Origin of the sequence: Citrobacter sp. 172116965, from assembly GCF_013458095.1 — a bacterium.
GTDB classification, from domain to species: Bacteria; Pseudomonadota; Gammaproteobacteria; order Enterobacterales; family Enterobacteriaceae; genus Citrobacter; species Citrobacter braakii.
In genome coordinates, this window is the sequence record NZ_CP046673.1 from 535,065 (window position 1) to 548,316 (window position 13,252).

15 protein-coding genes and 1 pseudogene are annotated in these 13,252 nt (G+C 53.1%); 12 read left to right on the top strand and 4 right to left on the bottom strand.

What is annotated here, in order from left to right; genetic code table 11:
• Positions 1-10: 10 nt before the first annotated feature.
• From ulaD to GPJ68_RS02645, 3 genes and pseudogenes are all read left to right on the top strand, one after another.
• The gene (gene ulaD / locus GPJ68_RS02635; RefSeq protein WP_046275837.1) at positions 11-661 is read left to right on the top strand and encodes a 3-keto-L-gulonate-6-phosphate decarboxylase UlaD; all 651 of its coding nucleotides are present in this window, start codon (positions 11-13) and stop codon (positions 659-661) included.
• 9 nt (positions 662-670) lie between these two features.
• A pseudogene (locus tag GPJ68_RS02640) lies at positions 671-1,525 on the top strand (L-ribulose-5-phosphate 3-epimerase).
• Positions 1,525-2,211, top strand: a complete 687-nt coding sequence (locus GPJ68_RS02645; protein ID WP_172860617.1) for an L-ribulose-5-phosphate 4-epimerase — start codon at positions 1,525-1,527, stop codon at positions 2,209-2,211. The pseudogene GPJ68_RS02640 and the gene GPJ68_RS02645 overlap by 1 nt, the downstream one beginning before the upstream one ends.
• A 130-nt stretch (positions 2,212-2,341) precedes the next feature.
• Here GPJ68_RS02645 and yjfY read toward each other — a convergent pair whose 3' ends face one another.
• On the bottom strand, positions 2,342-2,617 hold the full coding sequence (yjfY, locus tag GPJ68_RS02650) for a DUF1471 family protein YjfY (RefSeq protein ID WP_016155520.1): 276 nt from the start codon (positions 2,615-2,617) through the stop codon (positions 2,342-2,344).
• Positions 2,618-2,915: 298 nt separating this feature from the next.
• Here yjfY and GPJ68_RS02655 point away from each other — a divergent pair, with 298 nt between their 5' ends.
• The 6 genes from GPJ68_RS02655 (at position 2,916) to GPJ68_RS02680 (ending at position 6,346) form a co-directional block, all read left to right on the top strand.
• Positions 2,916-3,680: a TSUP family transporter gene (locus tag GPJ68_RS02655; protein WP_016151432.1), complete on the top strand. Its 765-nt coding sequence runs from the start codon at positions 2,916-2,918 to the stop codon at positions 3,678-3,680.
• A gap of 159 nt (positions 3,681-3,839) precedes the next feature.
• Positions 3,840-4,235 carry a 30S ribosomal protein S6 gene (rpsF, locus tag GPJ68_RS02660; protein ID WP_016151433.1) on the top strand — a complete coding sequence of 132 codons (396 nt, stop codon included), beginning with the start codon at positions 3,840-3,842 and terminating at the stop codon, positions 4,233-4,235.
• Between the two features lie 6 nt (positions 4,236-4,241).
• Positions 4,242-4,556 (top strand): primosomal replication protein N, encoded by a 315-nt coding sequence (priB, locus tag GPJ68_RS02665; protein WP_003025674.1) that lies wholly within the window; start codon positions 4,242-4,244, stop codon positions 4,554-4,556.
• A gap of 4 nt (positions 4,557-4,560) precedes the next feature.
• A complete protein-coding gene (gene rpsR, locus GPJ68_RS02670) occupies positions 4,561-4,788 on the top strand; it encodes a 30S ribosomal protein S18 (RefSeq protein ID WP_000135199.1) in 228 nt (75 codons plus the stop codon).
• 41 nt (positions 4,789-4,829) lie between these two features.
• Complete coding sequence (gene rplI / locus GPJ68_RS02675; RefSeq protein WP_003025676.1) at positions 4,830-5,279, top strand: 50S ribosomal protein L9; 450 nt, start codon at positions 4,830-4,832, stop codon at positions 5,277-5,279.
• A 143-nt stretch (positions 5,280-5,422) separates the two neighbouring features.
• Positions 5,423-6,346 (top strand): DMT family transporter, encoded by a 924-nt coding sequence (locus GPJ68_RS02680; protein ID WP_016151434.1) that lies wholly within the window; start codon positions 5,423-5,425, stop codon positions 6,344-6,346.
• Between the two features lie 54 nt (positions 6,347-6,400).
• Here GPJ68_RS02680 and GPJ68_RS02685 read toward each other — a convergent pair whose 3' ends face one another.
• On the bottom strand, positions 6,401-7,051 hold the full coding sequence (locus tag GPJ68_RS02685; RefSeq protein ID WP_016151435.1) for a LysM-like peptidoglycan-binding domain-containing protein: 651 nt from the start codon (positions 7,049-7,051) through the stop codon (positions 6,401-6,403).
• A 219-nt stretch (positions 7,052-7,270) separates the two neighbouring features.
• On the opposite strand from GPJ68_RS02685, the gene fklB reads away from it, so the two are divergent.
• Both fklB and cycA read left to right on the top strand, forming a co-directional pair.
• On the top strand, positions 7,271-7,891 hold the full coding sequence (gene fklB / locus GPJ68_RS02690) for an FKBP-type peptidyl-prolyl cis-trans isomerase (protein WP_029139741.1): 621 nt from the start codon (positions 7,271-7,273) through the stop codon (positions 7,889-7,891).
• A 309-nt stretch (positions 7,892-8,200) separates the two neighbouring features.
• The gene (gene cycA, locus GPJ68_RS02695) at positions 8,201-9,610 is read left to right on the top strand and encodes a D-serine/D-alanine/glycine transporter (protein ID WP_016151437.1); all 1,410 of its coding nucleotides are present in this window, start codon (positions 8,201-8,203) and stop codon (positions 9,608-9,610) included.
• Between the two features lie 80 nt (positions 9,611-9,690).
• Here the strand turns inward: cycA and ytfE are convergent, their stop codons facing one another.
• The gene (ytfE, locus tag GPJ68_RS02700) at positions 9,691-10,353 is read right to left on the bottom strand and encodes an iron-sulfur cluster repair protein YtfE (RefSeq protein WP_003025690.1); all 663 of its coding nucleotides are present in this window, start codon (positions 10,351-10,353) and stop codon (positions 9,691-9,693) included.
• Between the two features lie 244 nt (positions 10,354-10,597).
• Here ytfE and GPJ68_RS02705 point away from each other — a divergent pair, with 244 nt between their 5' ends.
• Complete coding sequence (locus GPJ68_RS02705; RefSeq protein WP_180837103.1) at positions 10,598-12,151, top strand: methyl-accepting chemotaxis protein; 1,554 nt, start codon at positions 10,598-10,600, stop codon at positions 12,149-12,151.
• 63 nt (positions 12,152-12,214) lie between these two features.
• Here GPJ68_RS02705 and GPJ68_RS02710 read toward each other — a convergent pair whose 3' ends face one another.
• Positions 12,215-13,180: a DMT family transporter gene (locus tag GPJ68_RS02710; protein WP_104651662.1), complete on the bottom strand. Its 966-nt coding sequence runs from the start codon at positions 13,178-13,180 to the stop codon at positions 12,215-12,217.
• Positions 13,181-13,252 lie beyond the last annotated feature (72 nt).

A 13,252-nucleotide genomic window follows, 5' to 3' on the forward strand; every position in this document is an offset into this window, starting at 1 on the left:
GGATACCAAAATGTCATTACCTATGTTGCAGGTTGCGCTGGATAACCAATCAATGTCTTCCGCCTATGAAACGACGCGTCTGATTGCCGAAGAGGTCGATATCATTGAGGTGGGCACGATTCTTTGCGTGGCAGAGGGGGTGCGCGCCGTACGCGATCTGAAGGCGCTTTATCCGCATAAAATTGTGCTGGCGGATGCCAAAATCGCCGACGCGGGTAAAATCCTCTCGCGCATGTGTTTCGAAGCCAACGCTGACTGGGTTACCGTCATCTGCTGCGCGGATATCAACACCACCAGGGGGGCGCTGGAGGTGGCGAAAGAATTTAATGGCGACGTGCAGATTGAACTGACTGGTTACTGGACCTGGGAGCAGGCGCAGGAGTGGCGTGACGCGGGCATTGGGCAAGTGGTATATCACCGCAGCCGTGACGCGCAGGCGGCGGGTGTGGCGTGGGGAGAGGCAGATATCAGCGCCATCAAACGCTTGTCTGATATGGGCTTTAAGGTCACCGTCACCGGTGGCCTGGCGCTGGAGGATCTGCCGCTGTTCCAGGGGATCCCTATCCACGTCTTTATTGCCGGACGCAGCATTCGCGATGCCGCCTCTCCGGTAGACGCTGCGCGTCAGTTCAAACGTTCCATCGCCCAACTGTGGGGATAAGGAGCGACTATGCTGTCGAAACAGGTCCCGCTCGGTATCTATGAAAAAGCGCTCCCCGGCGGAGAGTGCTGGCTGGAACGCTTGCGGCTGGCGAAGGAACTGGGCTTTGATTTTGTTGAAATATCTGTTGATGAGACCGACGATCGCCTGGCGCGTCTTGACTGGCGCCGCGAGCAGCGACTGGCGCTGGTGGCCGCTATCGCCGAGACAGGGATACGCGTACCGTCCATGTGCCTGAGCGCTCATCGTCGTTTCCCGCTTGGCAGTGAAGATGATGCGGTGCGCGAACAGGGGCTGGAGATCATGCGTAAAGCCATTCAGTTTGCGCAGGATATCGGTATTCGCGTTATTCAACTGGCGGGTTACGACGTCTATTACCAGCAGGCCAATAACGAAACGCGTCGTCGGTTTCGCGATGGGCTGAAAGAGAGCGTGGAGATGGCGAGCCGCGCGCAGGTGACGCTGGCGATGGAAATCATGGATTATCCGCTGATGAATTCGATCAGCAAGGCACTGGGTTATGCCCACTATCTCAACAATCCGTGGTTCCAGTTGTATCCCGATATTGGTAATTTGTCGGCGTGGGATAACGACGTGCAGATGGAGCTGCAGGCTGGGATGGGTCATATCGTTGCCGTACACGTGAAGGATACCAAACCCGGTGTATTCAAAAATGTGCCGTTTGGTGAAGGGGTTGTTGAGTTCGAACGTTGTTTTGCGACGCTCAAACAGAGTGGGTACTGCGGACCATACCTGATTGAGATGTAGAGTGAAACGTCGGACGACCCGGCACGTGAAGTCGCGAAGGCGCGCGACTGGGTGAAGGCGCGAATGGCCAGCGCAGGTCTGGTGGAGGCGGTGTAATGCAAAAACTTAAACAGCAGGTTTTTGAGTCCAATATGGATTTGCCGCGCTACGGGCTGGTGACGTTCACCTGGGGGAACGTCAGCGCCATTGACCGCGAGCGCGGGCTGGTGGTGATTAAGCCTAGCGGCGTCGACTACCAAACGATGCAGGTAGATGACATGGTGGTTGTGGATCTGGCCGGCAACGTAGTGGAAGGGCGCTATCGTCCTTCTTCTGATACCGCCACCCATCTGGAGCTGTATCGCCGCTATTCTTCTCTCGGCGGCGTGGTGCACACCCACTCAACGCACGCGACGGCATGGGCGCAGGCGGGTCTGGCAATTCCCTCGTTCGGCACGACGCATGCGGATTACTTCTTTGGCGATATTCCCTGCACCAGGGCGTTAACTGAAGCTGAAGTTCAGGGCGAGTATGAGCTAAATACCGGCAAGGTGATTGTCGAAACGCTGGGGGAGGTGGAACCTTTGCATACGCCTGGCGTAGTGGTGTACCAACATGGCCCGTTTGCCTGGGGCAAGGATGCTCACGATGCGGTACATAACGCCGTGGTGATGGAGGAAGTGGCAAAAATGGCATGGATTGCGCGTGGTATTAATCCGGCTCTTAGCCCCATAGACAGTTATCTGATGAATAAGCATTTCATGCGTAAGCACGGTCCAAACGCCTATTACGGACAGAAGTAACGACTAAGTCCTGGAGCCCAATCATTCAGGGGATGTTATTGATCTGGCTGTGGGACTTTGTTGCAAAAAAAGCCCCCTGTGAAGGGGGCAAATTAAACTGCGGCAATGTTCTCGTTGGTTATTTCTGGTGCTAGCGGTAAATATCTGCACTGGCGTGCATATTTCCGTTACTACCGGGTTCCCTGGTGAGGATCACGTGGTAGTAGGTTGCGCCTTGCGCATCGGTCTCTTCATTCAGGGCCTGAGTGGCTTCACTTTCAGTGGCGAAGTTATGATTTATGTAAATGACGCCTAAGCTCTGCACATCATCCATATTCCTGGCCTGATGATTGTCAATTTTGATGGCTGCCGTTGCATTTGCACTAAGCAAAAGCATAGCCAGAAGGGTCAAAACACGGGCTCGCATATCTACCTCCTCGACTGCGGTCTCTGGTTGCCTCTCTCCTGTGAGTGATTAGCTTCTGATGTAATTTTAACCGTTACCGGCGCAGTCGATAGCGACCATTTCTGATGCAGTTGTTCAAAAAATTACCGCATAGCCATCTTTTCTTTTATTAACAGGCCGCTGGTGTGTACCGCTGCGGTGAAAAATACCTGTCTTTCGCGCATAAGCACTTACCAAATAGTCAATTTAATCGGGTGAGTACGCCGTTTATAGTGAGCCGGATAATTAATATAACTTTATGATAATAAGGCAAAAACTTATGGATACTTCATTCATGGATTTCAGCTACTTTGTGATTATGTTTATGGTCGCGCTGGTGGCAGGCTTTATTAACGTGGTGTCGGGCGGCGGTGGTTTTCTCTCGATTGGCGCACTGTTAATTTCTGGTTTACCCCCGGCGAATGCGCTGGCAACCAATAAAATTCAGGCACTGGGCAGCTCGCTGACCTCCGGGATTTATTTTTTACGCCGGGGGCATATCAACGTGCAGGAGCACAAGTATGTGTTTTTATCTGCCTTTATCGGTTCTGCGATGGGAACGACGCTTATCCAGTTCATTGAACCGGAGCTGCTGAAGAAACTGCTCCCGATCCTGATTATCGCGGTCGCTATCTACTTTATTTTTGCGCCAAATCTCAGCGAACCGAAAAGAAAGCAGCAGGTATCCCTGTTTCTCTTCTCATTGATTGGCGGGGGATGCATTGGTTTTTATGACGGCTTTCTCGGTGCCGGGGCTGGCTCCTTTTATACCCTCAGCTATATCCTACTGTGGGGATACAGTATCGATAAGGCGCAAATTCACTCGAATTTTATTAACCTGGCGTCCAACATCGCCTCGATTTTGTTCTTCATTTTTGGCGGTAAAATGATCTGGTCACTGGGGCTGGTGATGTTTGCCGGGCAGTCCCTCGGCGCACGTCTTGGCGCGACGGTCGTACTAACGCGCGGCAAGAAAGTTATCCGACCCATGATTGTCATTGTCTCCATTTGCATCAGCGTCAAAATGCTGCTGGATATGTATTAATGGCGACATGATAAATAATCGTACAATTACCTTGAGTTTAGTGGCAGGCGCCAGTATTATGACGCGTCAATTTTTCAGCCGACCTTTAACACGTTCCTTGCCTCCCCGGGCCTCGGCTGACCCAGACAGGAGGCTGAATAATCCGTAAGGAGCAATTCGATGCGTCATTACGAAATCGTTTTTATGGTCCATCCTGACCAGAGCGAACAGGTTCCGGGTATGATCGAACGCTACACTGCTGCCATCACTGGTGCAGAAGGCACGATCCACCGTCTGGAAGACTGGGGCCGCCGTCAGCTGGCTTACCCGATCAACAAACTGCACAAAGCTCACTACGTTCTGCTGAACGTTGAAGCGCCGCAGGAAGTGATCGATGAGCTGGAAACTACCTTCCGCTTCAACGATGCCGTTATCCGCAGCATGGTTATGCGTACTAAACACGCTGTTACCGAAGCATCTCCGATGGTTAAAGCGAAAGACGAGCGTCGTGAACGTCGCGATGATTTCGCTAACGAAACCGCAGATGATGCTGAAGCTGGGGATTCTGAAGAGTAATTTCTGATGACCAACCGTCTGGCGTTGTCCGGCACCGTGTGCAGGGCTCCCCTTCGAAAGGTCAGTCCATCAGGAATTCCTCATTGCCAGTTCGTGCTTGAGCATCGTTCTGTGCAGGAGGAAGCCGGGTTTCACCGGCAGGCGTGGTGCCAAATGCCCGTTATTATTAGCGGACACGAAAACCAGGCCATTACTCACAGTATAACGGTCGGTAGCGCAGTGACCGTTCAGGGGTTCATCTCTTGCCACAAGGCAAAGAACGGCCTGAGCAAAATGGTTCTGCATGCCGAGCAGATTGAATTGATAGATTCTGGAGACTAGCCATATGGCACGTTATTTCCGTCGTCGCAAGTTCTGCCGTTTCACCGCGGAAGGCGTTCAAGAGATCGACTATAAAGATATCGCTACGCTGAAAAACTACATCACCGAAAGCGGTAAGATTGTCCCAAGCCGTATCACCGGTACCCGTGCAAAATACCAGCGTCAGCTGGCTCGCGCTATCAAACGCGCTCGCTACCTGTCCCTGCTGCCGTACACTGATCGTCATCAGTAATCGGTCACGGTCCATTAATACGACTTTGAGAGGATAAGGTAATGCAAGTTATTCTGCTTGATAAAGTAGCAAACCTGGGTAGCCTGGGTGATCAGGTTAACGTTAAAGCGGGCTATGCTCGTAACTTCCTGGTACCACAGGGTAAAGCTGTTCCTGCTACCAAGAAAAACGTTGAATTTTTCGAAGCGCGTCGCGCTGAGCTGGAAGCTAAACTGGCTGACGTTCTGTCTGCTGCTGAAGCTCGTGCTGAGAAAATCAACGCACTGGAAACCGTAACCATCGCGTCTAAAGCTGGCGACGAAGGTAAACTGTTCGGTTCCATCGGTACTCGCGACATCGCTGACGCTGTAACTGCAGCTGGCGTTGAAGTAGCTAAGAGCGAAGTTCGTCTGCCGAACGGCGTTCTGCGTACCACTGGTGAGCACGAAGTGAGCTTCCAGGTTCACAGCGAAGTGTTTGCTAAGCTGACTGTAAACGTAGTTGCAGAATAAGTTTTTATTCTGATTACCGCGTAAAAGCGCCGGCCTTGTGTCGGCGTTTTGCTTTTCTGTTCCCTCCGCTTTTCGCTCTGGCTATTCTTTATCCTTTTCGGGATAATCATAAAAATAAAACATTATTTCAAAGTGGTGATGGAATGGAACCAACGCACCAACCTCTGTTTGCGCGTAAAAATGTTGTCTACCTGAGCGCAGCGTTCTGCTGTCTGCTGTGGGGGAGCGCCTATCCGGCGATCAAAAGCGGATATGAGATCTTCCAGATTGCCACGGATGACATTCCTTCAAAAATTGTCTTTGCCGGCTATCGCTTCCTGTTTGCTGGATTATTGCTGCTATTGCTGGCGGTGGCGCAGCGTAAACCGATTGGCCGGTTAAGCCCGCGTCAGTACGGTCAGCTCACGCTGTTGGGACTGACGCAAACCTCGCTGCAATACATTTTCTTCTATATTGGCCTGGCGTTCACGACGGGGGTCAAAGGGTCGATCATGAACGCGACCGGCACCTTCTTCAGCGTGCTGCTGGCCCATTTTATCTATCAGAACGACAAGCTGAGCTACAACAAAGTGCTGGGCTGTATCCTGGGTTTTACCGGCGTAATGGTGGTGAACTTTAGCAGCGGACTGGATTTTAACTTCAGCCTGTTAGGGGACGGTTCAGTGGTGATGGCGGCCTTTATTCTTTCTGCCGCCACGTTATACGGTAAACGCATTTCTCAGACGGTAGACCCGACGGTAATGACAGGATATCAGTTGGGTGTCGGCGGTCTGGCGCTGGTTATCGGCGGCTACGCTTTTGGTGGCACGCTGACCGTACACGGCGCGTCTTCAGTGGCGATTCTGGGCTACCTGACGTTACTCTCTTCGGTCGCTTTTGCGTTGTGGAGTATTCTGCTCAAGCATAACCGCGTGGGGATGATTGCGCCGTTTAACTTCCTGATCCCGGTTTCGGGGGCGGTTCTGTCGGCGATATTCCTCGGCGAAAACATTCTCGAATGGAAATATGCGCTGGCGCTGGTGCTGGTCTGTTCCGGGATCTGGTGGGTGAACAAGGTGAAGCGCTGACGCTTCACCTTGATGTCTGATGCGCTGTGTTTATCAGGTCTACAGGTGTGCCGGTTAACGGGCGCGAATAAAACTGCCGTTAGGTTGTCGAGTAAACAGTACCTGCTGACCATTACCGGTATCAATGGTTAATCCCGTTACCACGCCGTTGGCATTCTGCCTGATTTGTACCATCTGGCCGTCTTTCAGGTTGCTCAGCGGTTTTCCGGCACCTTCAACCTGCGCCATTGCGTATACATCGGTTGGCGGGAGGTTATGGTCACGGAATACCTGCGCCAGCGTTTTGCCCGAGTCTACGCGATAGGAGCGCCACTGCTGCTCAATTCCACTATCCTGTTGGAAAGGTTGCGTCTGCGGCTGAGATTGCTGAGCCTGCGGCTGCGCGTCTGGTTCTCCTTCCTGGATTGGCTCTGGGGCAAGCGGAGCGACCTGGCCCGGATCGTTTTGCGGGGCGACCAACTGTGCCTGCAGTTGAGCTTCTGTCGGCGGCTGCGACTGTGACTGTAAATCCAGCTGGGCAGTACGCGTAACCACAGGGGCATCGCTGGTGTCACTGGAGGGCAGCAGGAAGCCTATCACCAGCACGATAGCAGCAATTATAATGCCGCGTCGGTGCATAGGCGGTAGCGGATCCATAATGCGAAAATTGTCCGGTGCATGCCAGATTTTCGCCAGGGTTGGTTTTAATTCAAAGCGCCCGGGCATGGCTTTCCTCCTGCTCCGCGTCTCGTTCCTCGATCATAGAGTATAGATGGCTAATGCTATGATGTTCGTCATATTACCCGCTTTCGTGACGTCAACGCGGGGTATTCCTATTGTTTATGTTTCCTCGCGATTTGTCATCTGTTCCCGAGACAAAGTTTTACCGGATGCGGCATGGCTGATATGCTGCCCGCTACTTTACATCCGATGAAAGGAAATATGATGGCTAACCCGACTTTTGACACTATCGAAGCGCAAGCAAGCTACGGCATTGGTTTGCAGGTAGGACAACAGCTGAGTGAATCCGGACTGGAAGGACTGTTGCCTGAAGCGCTGGTAGCGGGTATCGCTGACGCGCTGGAAGGTAAGCACCCGGCAGTGCCGGTTGATGTTGTGCATCGCGCACTGCGTGAAATCCACGAACGCGCTGATGCAGTACGTCGCGAGCGTTTCCAGGCTATGGCGGCTGATGGCGTCAAATATCTGGAAGAAAACCGTGAGAAAGACGGTGTGAACAGCACTGAATCCGGTTTGCAGTTCCGTGTTCTGACTCAGGGCGAAGGTGCTATTCCAGCGCGTACTGACCGCGTTCGCGTGCACTACACCGGTAAACTGATCGACGGTACCGTGTTTGACAGCTCTGTCGCACGCGGCGAACCGGCTGAATTCCCGGTTAACGGCGTGATCCCAGGCTGGATTGAAGCGCTGACCCTGATGCCGGTAGGTTCCAAATGGGAACTGACTATTCCTCAGGAACTGGCTTACGGCGAGCGTGGCGCTGGCGCGTCCATTCCTCCGTTCAGCACGCTGGTGTTCGACGTTGAGCTGCTTGAGATCCTGTAAGCAGTGACTTCTGTTCCCTCCGAGGCCGGGGGGAACAAAAAAATAGCGTGAAAAGCTATAGTTACGTGGTTGTCGATATTTTATTTTGCAAATGCCTCGTTAGCGTGTATTTTTGTGAGCTGATTCGCGCTATCAGAGTGATATGACACTCACTTTAAACATTAAATTAACATTATATCTAAATCTTAGTATTCATCCCGCCAATTCTTACCTAATATCGATGAGTCCTGATAATCAGGAACGTCGTATCATAGACACACTAAAGGCCGTAGAGCCTGAACAACACAGACAGGTACAGGAAGAAAAAACATGGTAGATCAGGTAAAAGTCGACGCCGCTGAAGAGGCTTCGTCTGAACAGTCGCTACGGCGCAATCTCACAAACCGTCATATTCAACTTATTGCCATTGGTGGTGCTATTGGTACCGGCCTGTTTATGGGCTCTGGTAAAACCATCAGCCTCGCCGGACCGTCGATCATCTTTGTGTATATGATCATCGGTTTTATGCTGTTTTTCGTGATGCGTGCAATGGGTGAATTGCTGCTCTCGAATCTGGAGTACAAATCTTTTAGTGATTTCGCCTCTGATCTGCTCGGGCCATGGGCCGGGTATTTTACCGGCTGGACTTACTGGTTCTGCTGGGTTGTTACCGGGATGGCAGACGTTGTCGCCATTACGGCGTATGCGCAATTCTGGTTCCCCGAACTTTCAGACTGGGTCGCCTCACTGGCGGTGATCGTGCTGCTGCTGAGCCTCAACCTTGCCACTGTAAAAATGTTCGGTGAGATGGAGTTCTGGTTTGCGATGATCAAAATCGTCGCCATCATCGGCCTGATTGTCGTTGGTCTGGTGATGGTGCTGACGCACTTCCAGTCGCCAACCGGCGTTCAGGCATCGTTCACGCATCTGTGGAATGACGGTGGCTGGTTCCCGAAAGGTCTGAGCGGCTTCTTTGCTGGCTTCCAGATAGCCGTGTTCGCGTTTGTGGGGATTGAGCTGGTGGGAACGACCGCTGCAGAAACCAAGGACCCGGAGAAATCTCTGCCGCGCGCCATTAACTCGATTCCGATCCGTATCATCATGTTCTACGTTTTTGCGCTGATCGTGATTATGTCTGTAACACCGTGGAGCTCGGTAGTGCCAACCAAGAGCCCATTCGTTGAACTGTTTGTGCTGGTCGGTCTGCCTGCCGCGGCGAGCCTGATCAACTTTGTGGTGCTGACTTCAGCTGCCTCTTCCGCAAATAGTGGCGTGTTCTCTACCAGCCGTATGCTGTTCGGCCTGGCACAGGAAGGCGTAGCGCCTAAAGCGTTTGCCAAACTGTCTAAACGCGCAGTTCCGGCGAAAGGTTTAACCTTCTCCTGTATCTGTCTGCTGGGCGGCGTGGTGATGCTTTACGTGAACCCGAGCGTGATTGGCGCGTTCACCATGATCACCACCGTGTCGGCGATTCTGTTCATGTTCGTCTGGACCATCATTCTTTGCTCGTACCTGGTGTACCGCAAGCAGCGTCCGCACCTGCATGAAAAATCAATCTACAAGATGCCGCTAGGCAAGCTGATGTGCTGGGTATGTATGGCGTTCTTCGTCTTCGTACTGGTACTGCTGACGCTGGAAGATGATACCCGCCAGGCGCTGATCGTGACGCCGCTGTGGTTCATCGCGCTGGGTCTGGGTTGGTTGTTTATCGGTAAGAAACGTATGGCAGGTATGCGTTAATTTTAGTGCCCGGTAGCGCGATGCTTACCGGGCCTGAATTCCGTAGGCCGGATACGCGTTAGCGCTATCCGGCGATATCTTTACTCCCCGGCGAGAGCTCGCGGGAACAACACATTATTTTCCAGACTGATGTGTTCCATCAAGTCGTCGATCATCTCGTTAATGCCGTTATACATGGCTTTCCAGGTGGTGCAGGCTTCTGGCGGCGGCGTCACGTTATGGGTGATGTGTTTGATCACTTCGACCAGTTCACCGGCATCGTCATGTTCGCTTTCCATCACGCTGATTGGTCCCATCGCCTGGCTACCCATGCCCTGTTTGATCATCGGGAACAGGATCTGCTCTTCTTTCATCATATGGCTGGACAGCTCTTCATGCAGCATGGTCAGGTTTTTCGCCAGACCGCGTGGTACGTTCGGTTTATCTGCGTGAACGCGTTCAACTTTCGTGGCCTGCAGAATCAGTTCCGGCAGCTGTTCGCGGTGTCTGTCGTGATAACGCACGATGATATGATCGATGATTTCAGCCAGTGCCACGGTACGCCAGTCTTTCTCCAGCGGCTGTTCAGCCAACTGCGCGAGCTGTGCCTCAATAACGTCTAAATCCAGCTCTTTACGCGCAGCAGCGCGTGCCAGCGTTTGCTTACCGCCGCAGCAGTAATCCATATCGTATTTACGAAACAGGGCCGAAGCGCGAGGAATAGAGAGCGCCAGTTCACCTAAAGGTTGATCGCGATAAGACATTGCCGTTACCTCATTCTTAATAATATAAGATGTATTTTAAATGCAACTTATGGCGAAGGATATAACCCTTTCGGGGTGGAGTGTTTTGTGAGGAATGTCACGAAAATTTCTTGTTTCGTTAAGGTGCTGAATCTTATTAGAAAGGAGAGGGATGGCGAAAAAAGCCGCGCGACAGGATTAAATAAGCGCACGCCGCTGCCGATAGTTAGACCTCAGACAATACCTGCATAATAAAAGGCTACAGATGTTTAAACGAATCAAAGTGATAACCCTACTTATCACCGTGTTACTCGCCCTGGGCGCGATGCAGCTCATCTCCGCGGGCGTCTTTATTGGCGCGCTCAATAACGATAAGCAAAACTTTAACGTCTCTCAGCTTTCCAGCCAGAACGTGGCCGAGTTTACCGATGCGTGGATTAGCCTGAACCAGGCTCGCGTCACGCTCAACCGGGGCATGTTGCGTTTACAGGGAACGATGGCCAGCGAGATTAACGGCGGTCAGTTGAAGGAACTGGTGAACACGGCAAATCGCCTGTTGGCCGAATCGAAAGAGCATTACGATAAATACTACGCCCTGCCGGAAACGCCGGGGCTTGATGAACATCTGGCCGATCGACTGGAAGAGCAGTACGGCATCTATTCTGCGACGCTGGCTAAAATGAACGCGCTGTTGGCTGAAGGTAAGCTGGAAGAGATGTTCAAGCAGAATGCCGAGCAAAAGCAAACGGCCATGCAGGAAGTTTATCGGGAATGGCGTAGCGCGCAAACGGCGCTGGCCACTGCCGGGGTGCAGGACAATGAGAGTGATTACCAGAAGATAATCTGGCTGCTGTCCGCCGTGATGCTGATTGTCGTCACCGTGATTATCGCCAGCTGGCTGGCGATGCAGCGAGTGCTGCTCAAGCCTCTCCACGAAGTGATGGGGCATATTCGCCACATTGCTGCGGGTGATTTGACGCACAGCATCAACGCCGATGGCAGCAATGAGATGGCGCTGCTGGCAGTCAACGTTCGCGACATGCAGCAGGCGCTGGCGAACACAGTCAGCGTGGTGCGTGACGGGGCTGACACCATCTATACCGGCGCAGGTGAAATTGCCGCCGGCAGTAACGATCTCTCTTCACGTACCGAGCAGCAGGCCGCCTCTCTGGAAGAGACTGCTGCCAGCATGGAACAACTCACCGCTACCGTGAAGCAGAACGCGGATAACGCGCGTCAGGCGACCAGTCTGGCAAAAAATGCCTCACAGACGGCGCAGAAAGGCGGAACCGTGGTTGATGGCGTAGTGCGTACGATGGATGAAATTGCCACCAGTTCCAGCAAAATCGCGCAAATTACCAATGTTATCGACGGCATTGCCTTCCAGACCAATATTCTGGCGCTGAACGCGGCAGTAGAAGCGGCGCGTGCGGGCGAGCAGGGGCGCGGGTTTGCCGTGGTCGCTGGCGAGGTCCGTACACTGGCACAGCGTAGCGCTCAGGCGACGAAAGAGATTAAGGCACTGATTGATGACTCGGGGAATCGGGTGAATGCCGGTACGGCGCTGGTGCATGAAGCGGGTGAAACGATGGCGGAAATTGTGAGCGCCGTGACCCGTGTGACCGACATCATGGGCGAGATAGCCTCGGCTTCTGATGAACAGAGCCGGGGTATCGATCAGGTAGGTCAGGCGGTTGCCGAGATGGATCGCGTGACGCAGCAAAACGCCTCGCTGGTGGAGGAGTCCGCTTCCGCCGCCGCCGCGCTCGAAGAGCAGGCAGCACGACTGAATCAGACCGTAGCGGTGTTTAAAGTTTAACGTCTACTCCGGCCTACAAAATAATATCTTGTAGGTCGGATTAGCGCAGCGCCGTCTGGGCCATTATGATTGTGGAACCACGACGACGCTTGGTTTCTGTGGTTTGGCTCTGACGGCTATCACCACCCCAACAATCAGCAGCGCAATGCCGCTTACCGTCAGCAGCGGCGGAAATTCCTGGCGCAGGATAAAGGTGTACACCAGGCCAGCCAGCGTTTCGAAGACAATCAGCGGGCCGAGGATCACCGTCGGCAATTTTTGGCTGGCGACGTTCCAGCACAGTGCGCCAACCCACGAACACAATACCGCAATCGCTGTCATCAGGCCGATAAACACGCCCGGACGTGGGCCGAAGGGCAGGGCAAAGTCCGGCGTTTGCCCGTTCAGCCACAGGCAGGCTGCAATATAACCGAGCAGAGAAACAGGCAACGTTACCAGTGCCTGGGCCGTCGCCCACATCATCGGGTGCTTATCTGGATTCTCGCGCAGCCAGCGGGCATTACGCAGCGCATACCACGCCCAACACACTACCGAGATCAGCGCCAGCGCGATTCCAGAACCATAACGCCAGCCGCTAAAGTCGGGTAAGCCTTGATTCAGCTCCGAGATATTCACGCACAGCAGACCGATACCAATCAGCACCAGCGCAGGCGACAGACGCCACCATGATAATTTGCCGTCGCGCTGGCTGTAGAGCAGGTTAGCGAAGACCGGGATCACAACCGGCAATGTACCAATAATCATCGTTGAAACCGGCGCGCCAGTGCGCTGGATGGCGCTTGCCAGGCAAACGTAATAAATCAGATTACCCATCATCGTTAGCGCCAGCGCAGTGACCCAGTCTTTGCGCGTCAACTGACGCAAGCGCACACGCCCCAGCCAGGCAATCGGCAATGCTATTAGCCCCAGCGCCAGATAGCGCCCCATCGACTGCAATACCGCCGGATATTCCGGTACGATCAGCGGCCCAACAAAAATTAATCCCCACATTAGCCCAGCCAGCAGGGCATACAACACGCCGCTAATCATTTTTGACATCCACATCGCTTAACAATAAGTCGAGTGTAGGCAGGAAAAATGCAGCCGTATTGTATGAGATTG

Coding starts and splice junctions, on each gene's coding strand:
- ulaD (WP_046275837.1), top strand. CDS start 11: ATGTCATTACCTATGTTGCAGGTTGCGCTGGATAACCAATCAATGTCT.
- GPJ68_RS02645 (WP_172860617.1), top strand. CDS start 1,525: ATGCAAAAACTTAAACAGCAGGTTTTTGAGTCCAATATGGATTTGCCG.
- yjfY (WP_016155520.1), bottom strand. CDS start 2,617: ATGCGAGCCCGTGTTTTGACCCTTCTGGCTATGCTTTTGCTTAGTGCA.
- GPJ68_RS02655 (WP_016151432.1), top strand. CDS start 2,916: ATGGATACTTCATTCATGGATTTCAGCTACTTTGTGATTATGTTTATG.
- rpsF (WP_016151433.1), top strand. CDS start 3,840: ATGCGTCATTACGAAATCGTTTTTATGGTCCATCCTGACCAGAGCGAA.
- priB (WP_003025674.1), top strand. CDS start 4,242: ATGACCAACCGTCTGGCGTTGTCCGGCACCGTGTGCAGGGCTCCCCTT.
- rpsR (WP_000135199.1), top strand. CDS start 4,561: ATGGCACGTTATTTCCGTCGTCGCAAGTTCTGCCGTTTCACCGCGGAA.
- rplI (WP_003025676.1), top strand. CDS start 4,830: ATGCAAGTTATTCTGCTTGATAAAGTAGCAAACCTGGGTAGCCTGGGT.
- GPJ68_RS02680 (WP_016151434.1), top strand. CDS start 5,423: ATGGAACCAACGCACCAACCTCTGTTTGCGCGTAAAAATGTTGTCTAC.
- GPJ68_RS02685 (WP_016151435.1), bottom strand. CDS start 7,051: ATGCCCGGGCGCTTTGAATTAAAACCAACCCTGGCGAAAATCTGGCAT.
- fklB (WP_029139741.1), top strand. CDS start 7,271: ATGGCTAACCCGACTTTTGACACTATCGAAGCGCAAGCAAGCTACGGC.
- cycA (WP_016151437.1), top strand. CDS start 8,201: ATGGTAGATCAGGTAAAAGTCGACGCCGCTGAAGAGGCTTCGTCTGAA.
- ytfE (WP_003025690.1), bottom strand. CDS start 10,353: ATGTCTTATCGCGATCAACCTTTAGGTGAACTGGCGCTCTCTATTCCT.
- GPJ68_RS02705 (WP_180837103.1), top strand. CDS start 10,598: ATGTTTAAACGAATCAAAGTGATAACCCTACTTATCACCGTGTTACTC.
- GPJ68_RS02710 (WP_104651662.1), bottom strand. CDS start 13,180: ATGATTAGCGGCGTGTTGTATGCCCTGCTGGCTGGGCTAATGTGGGGA.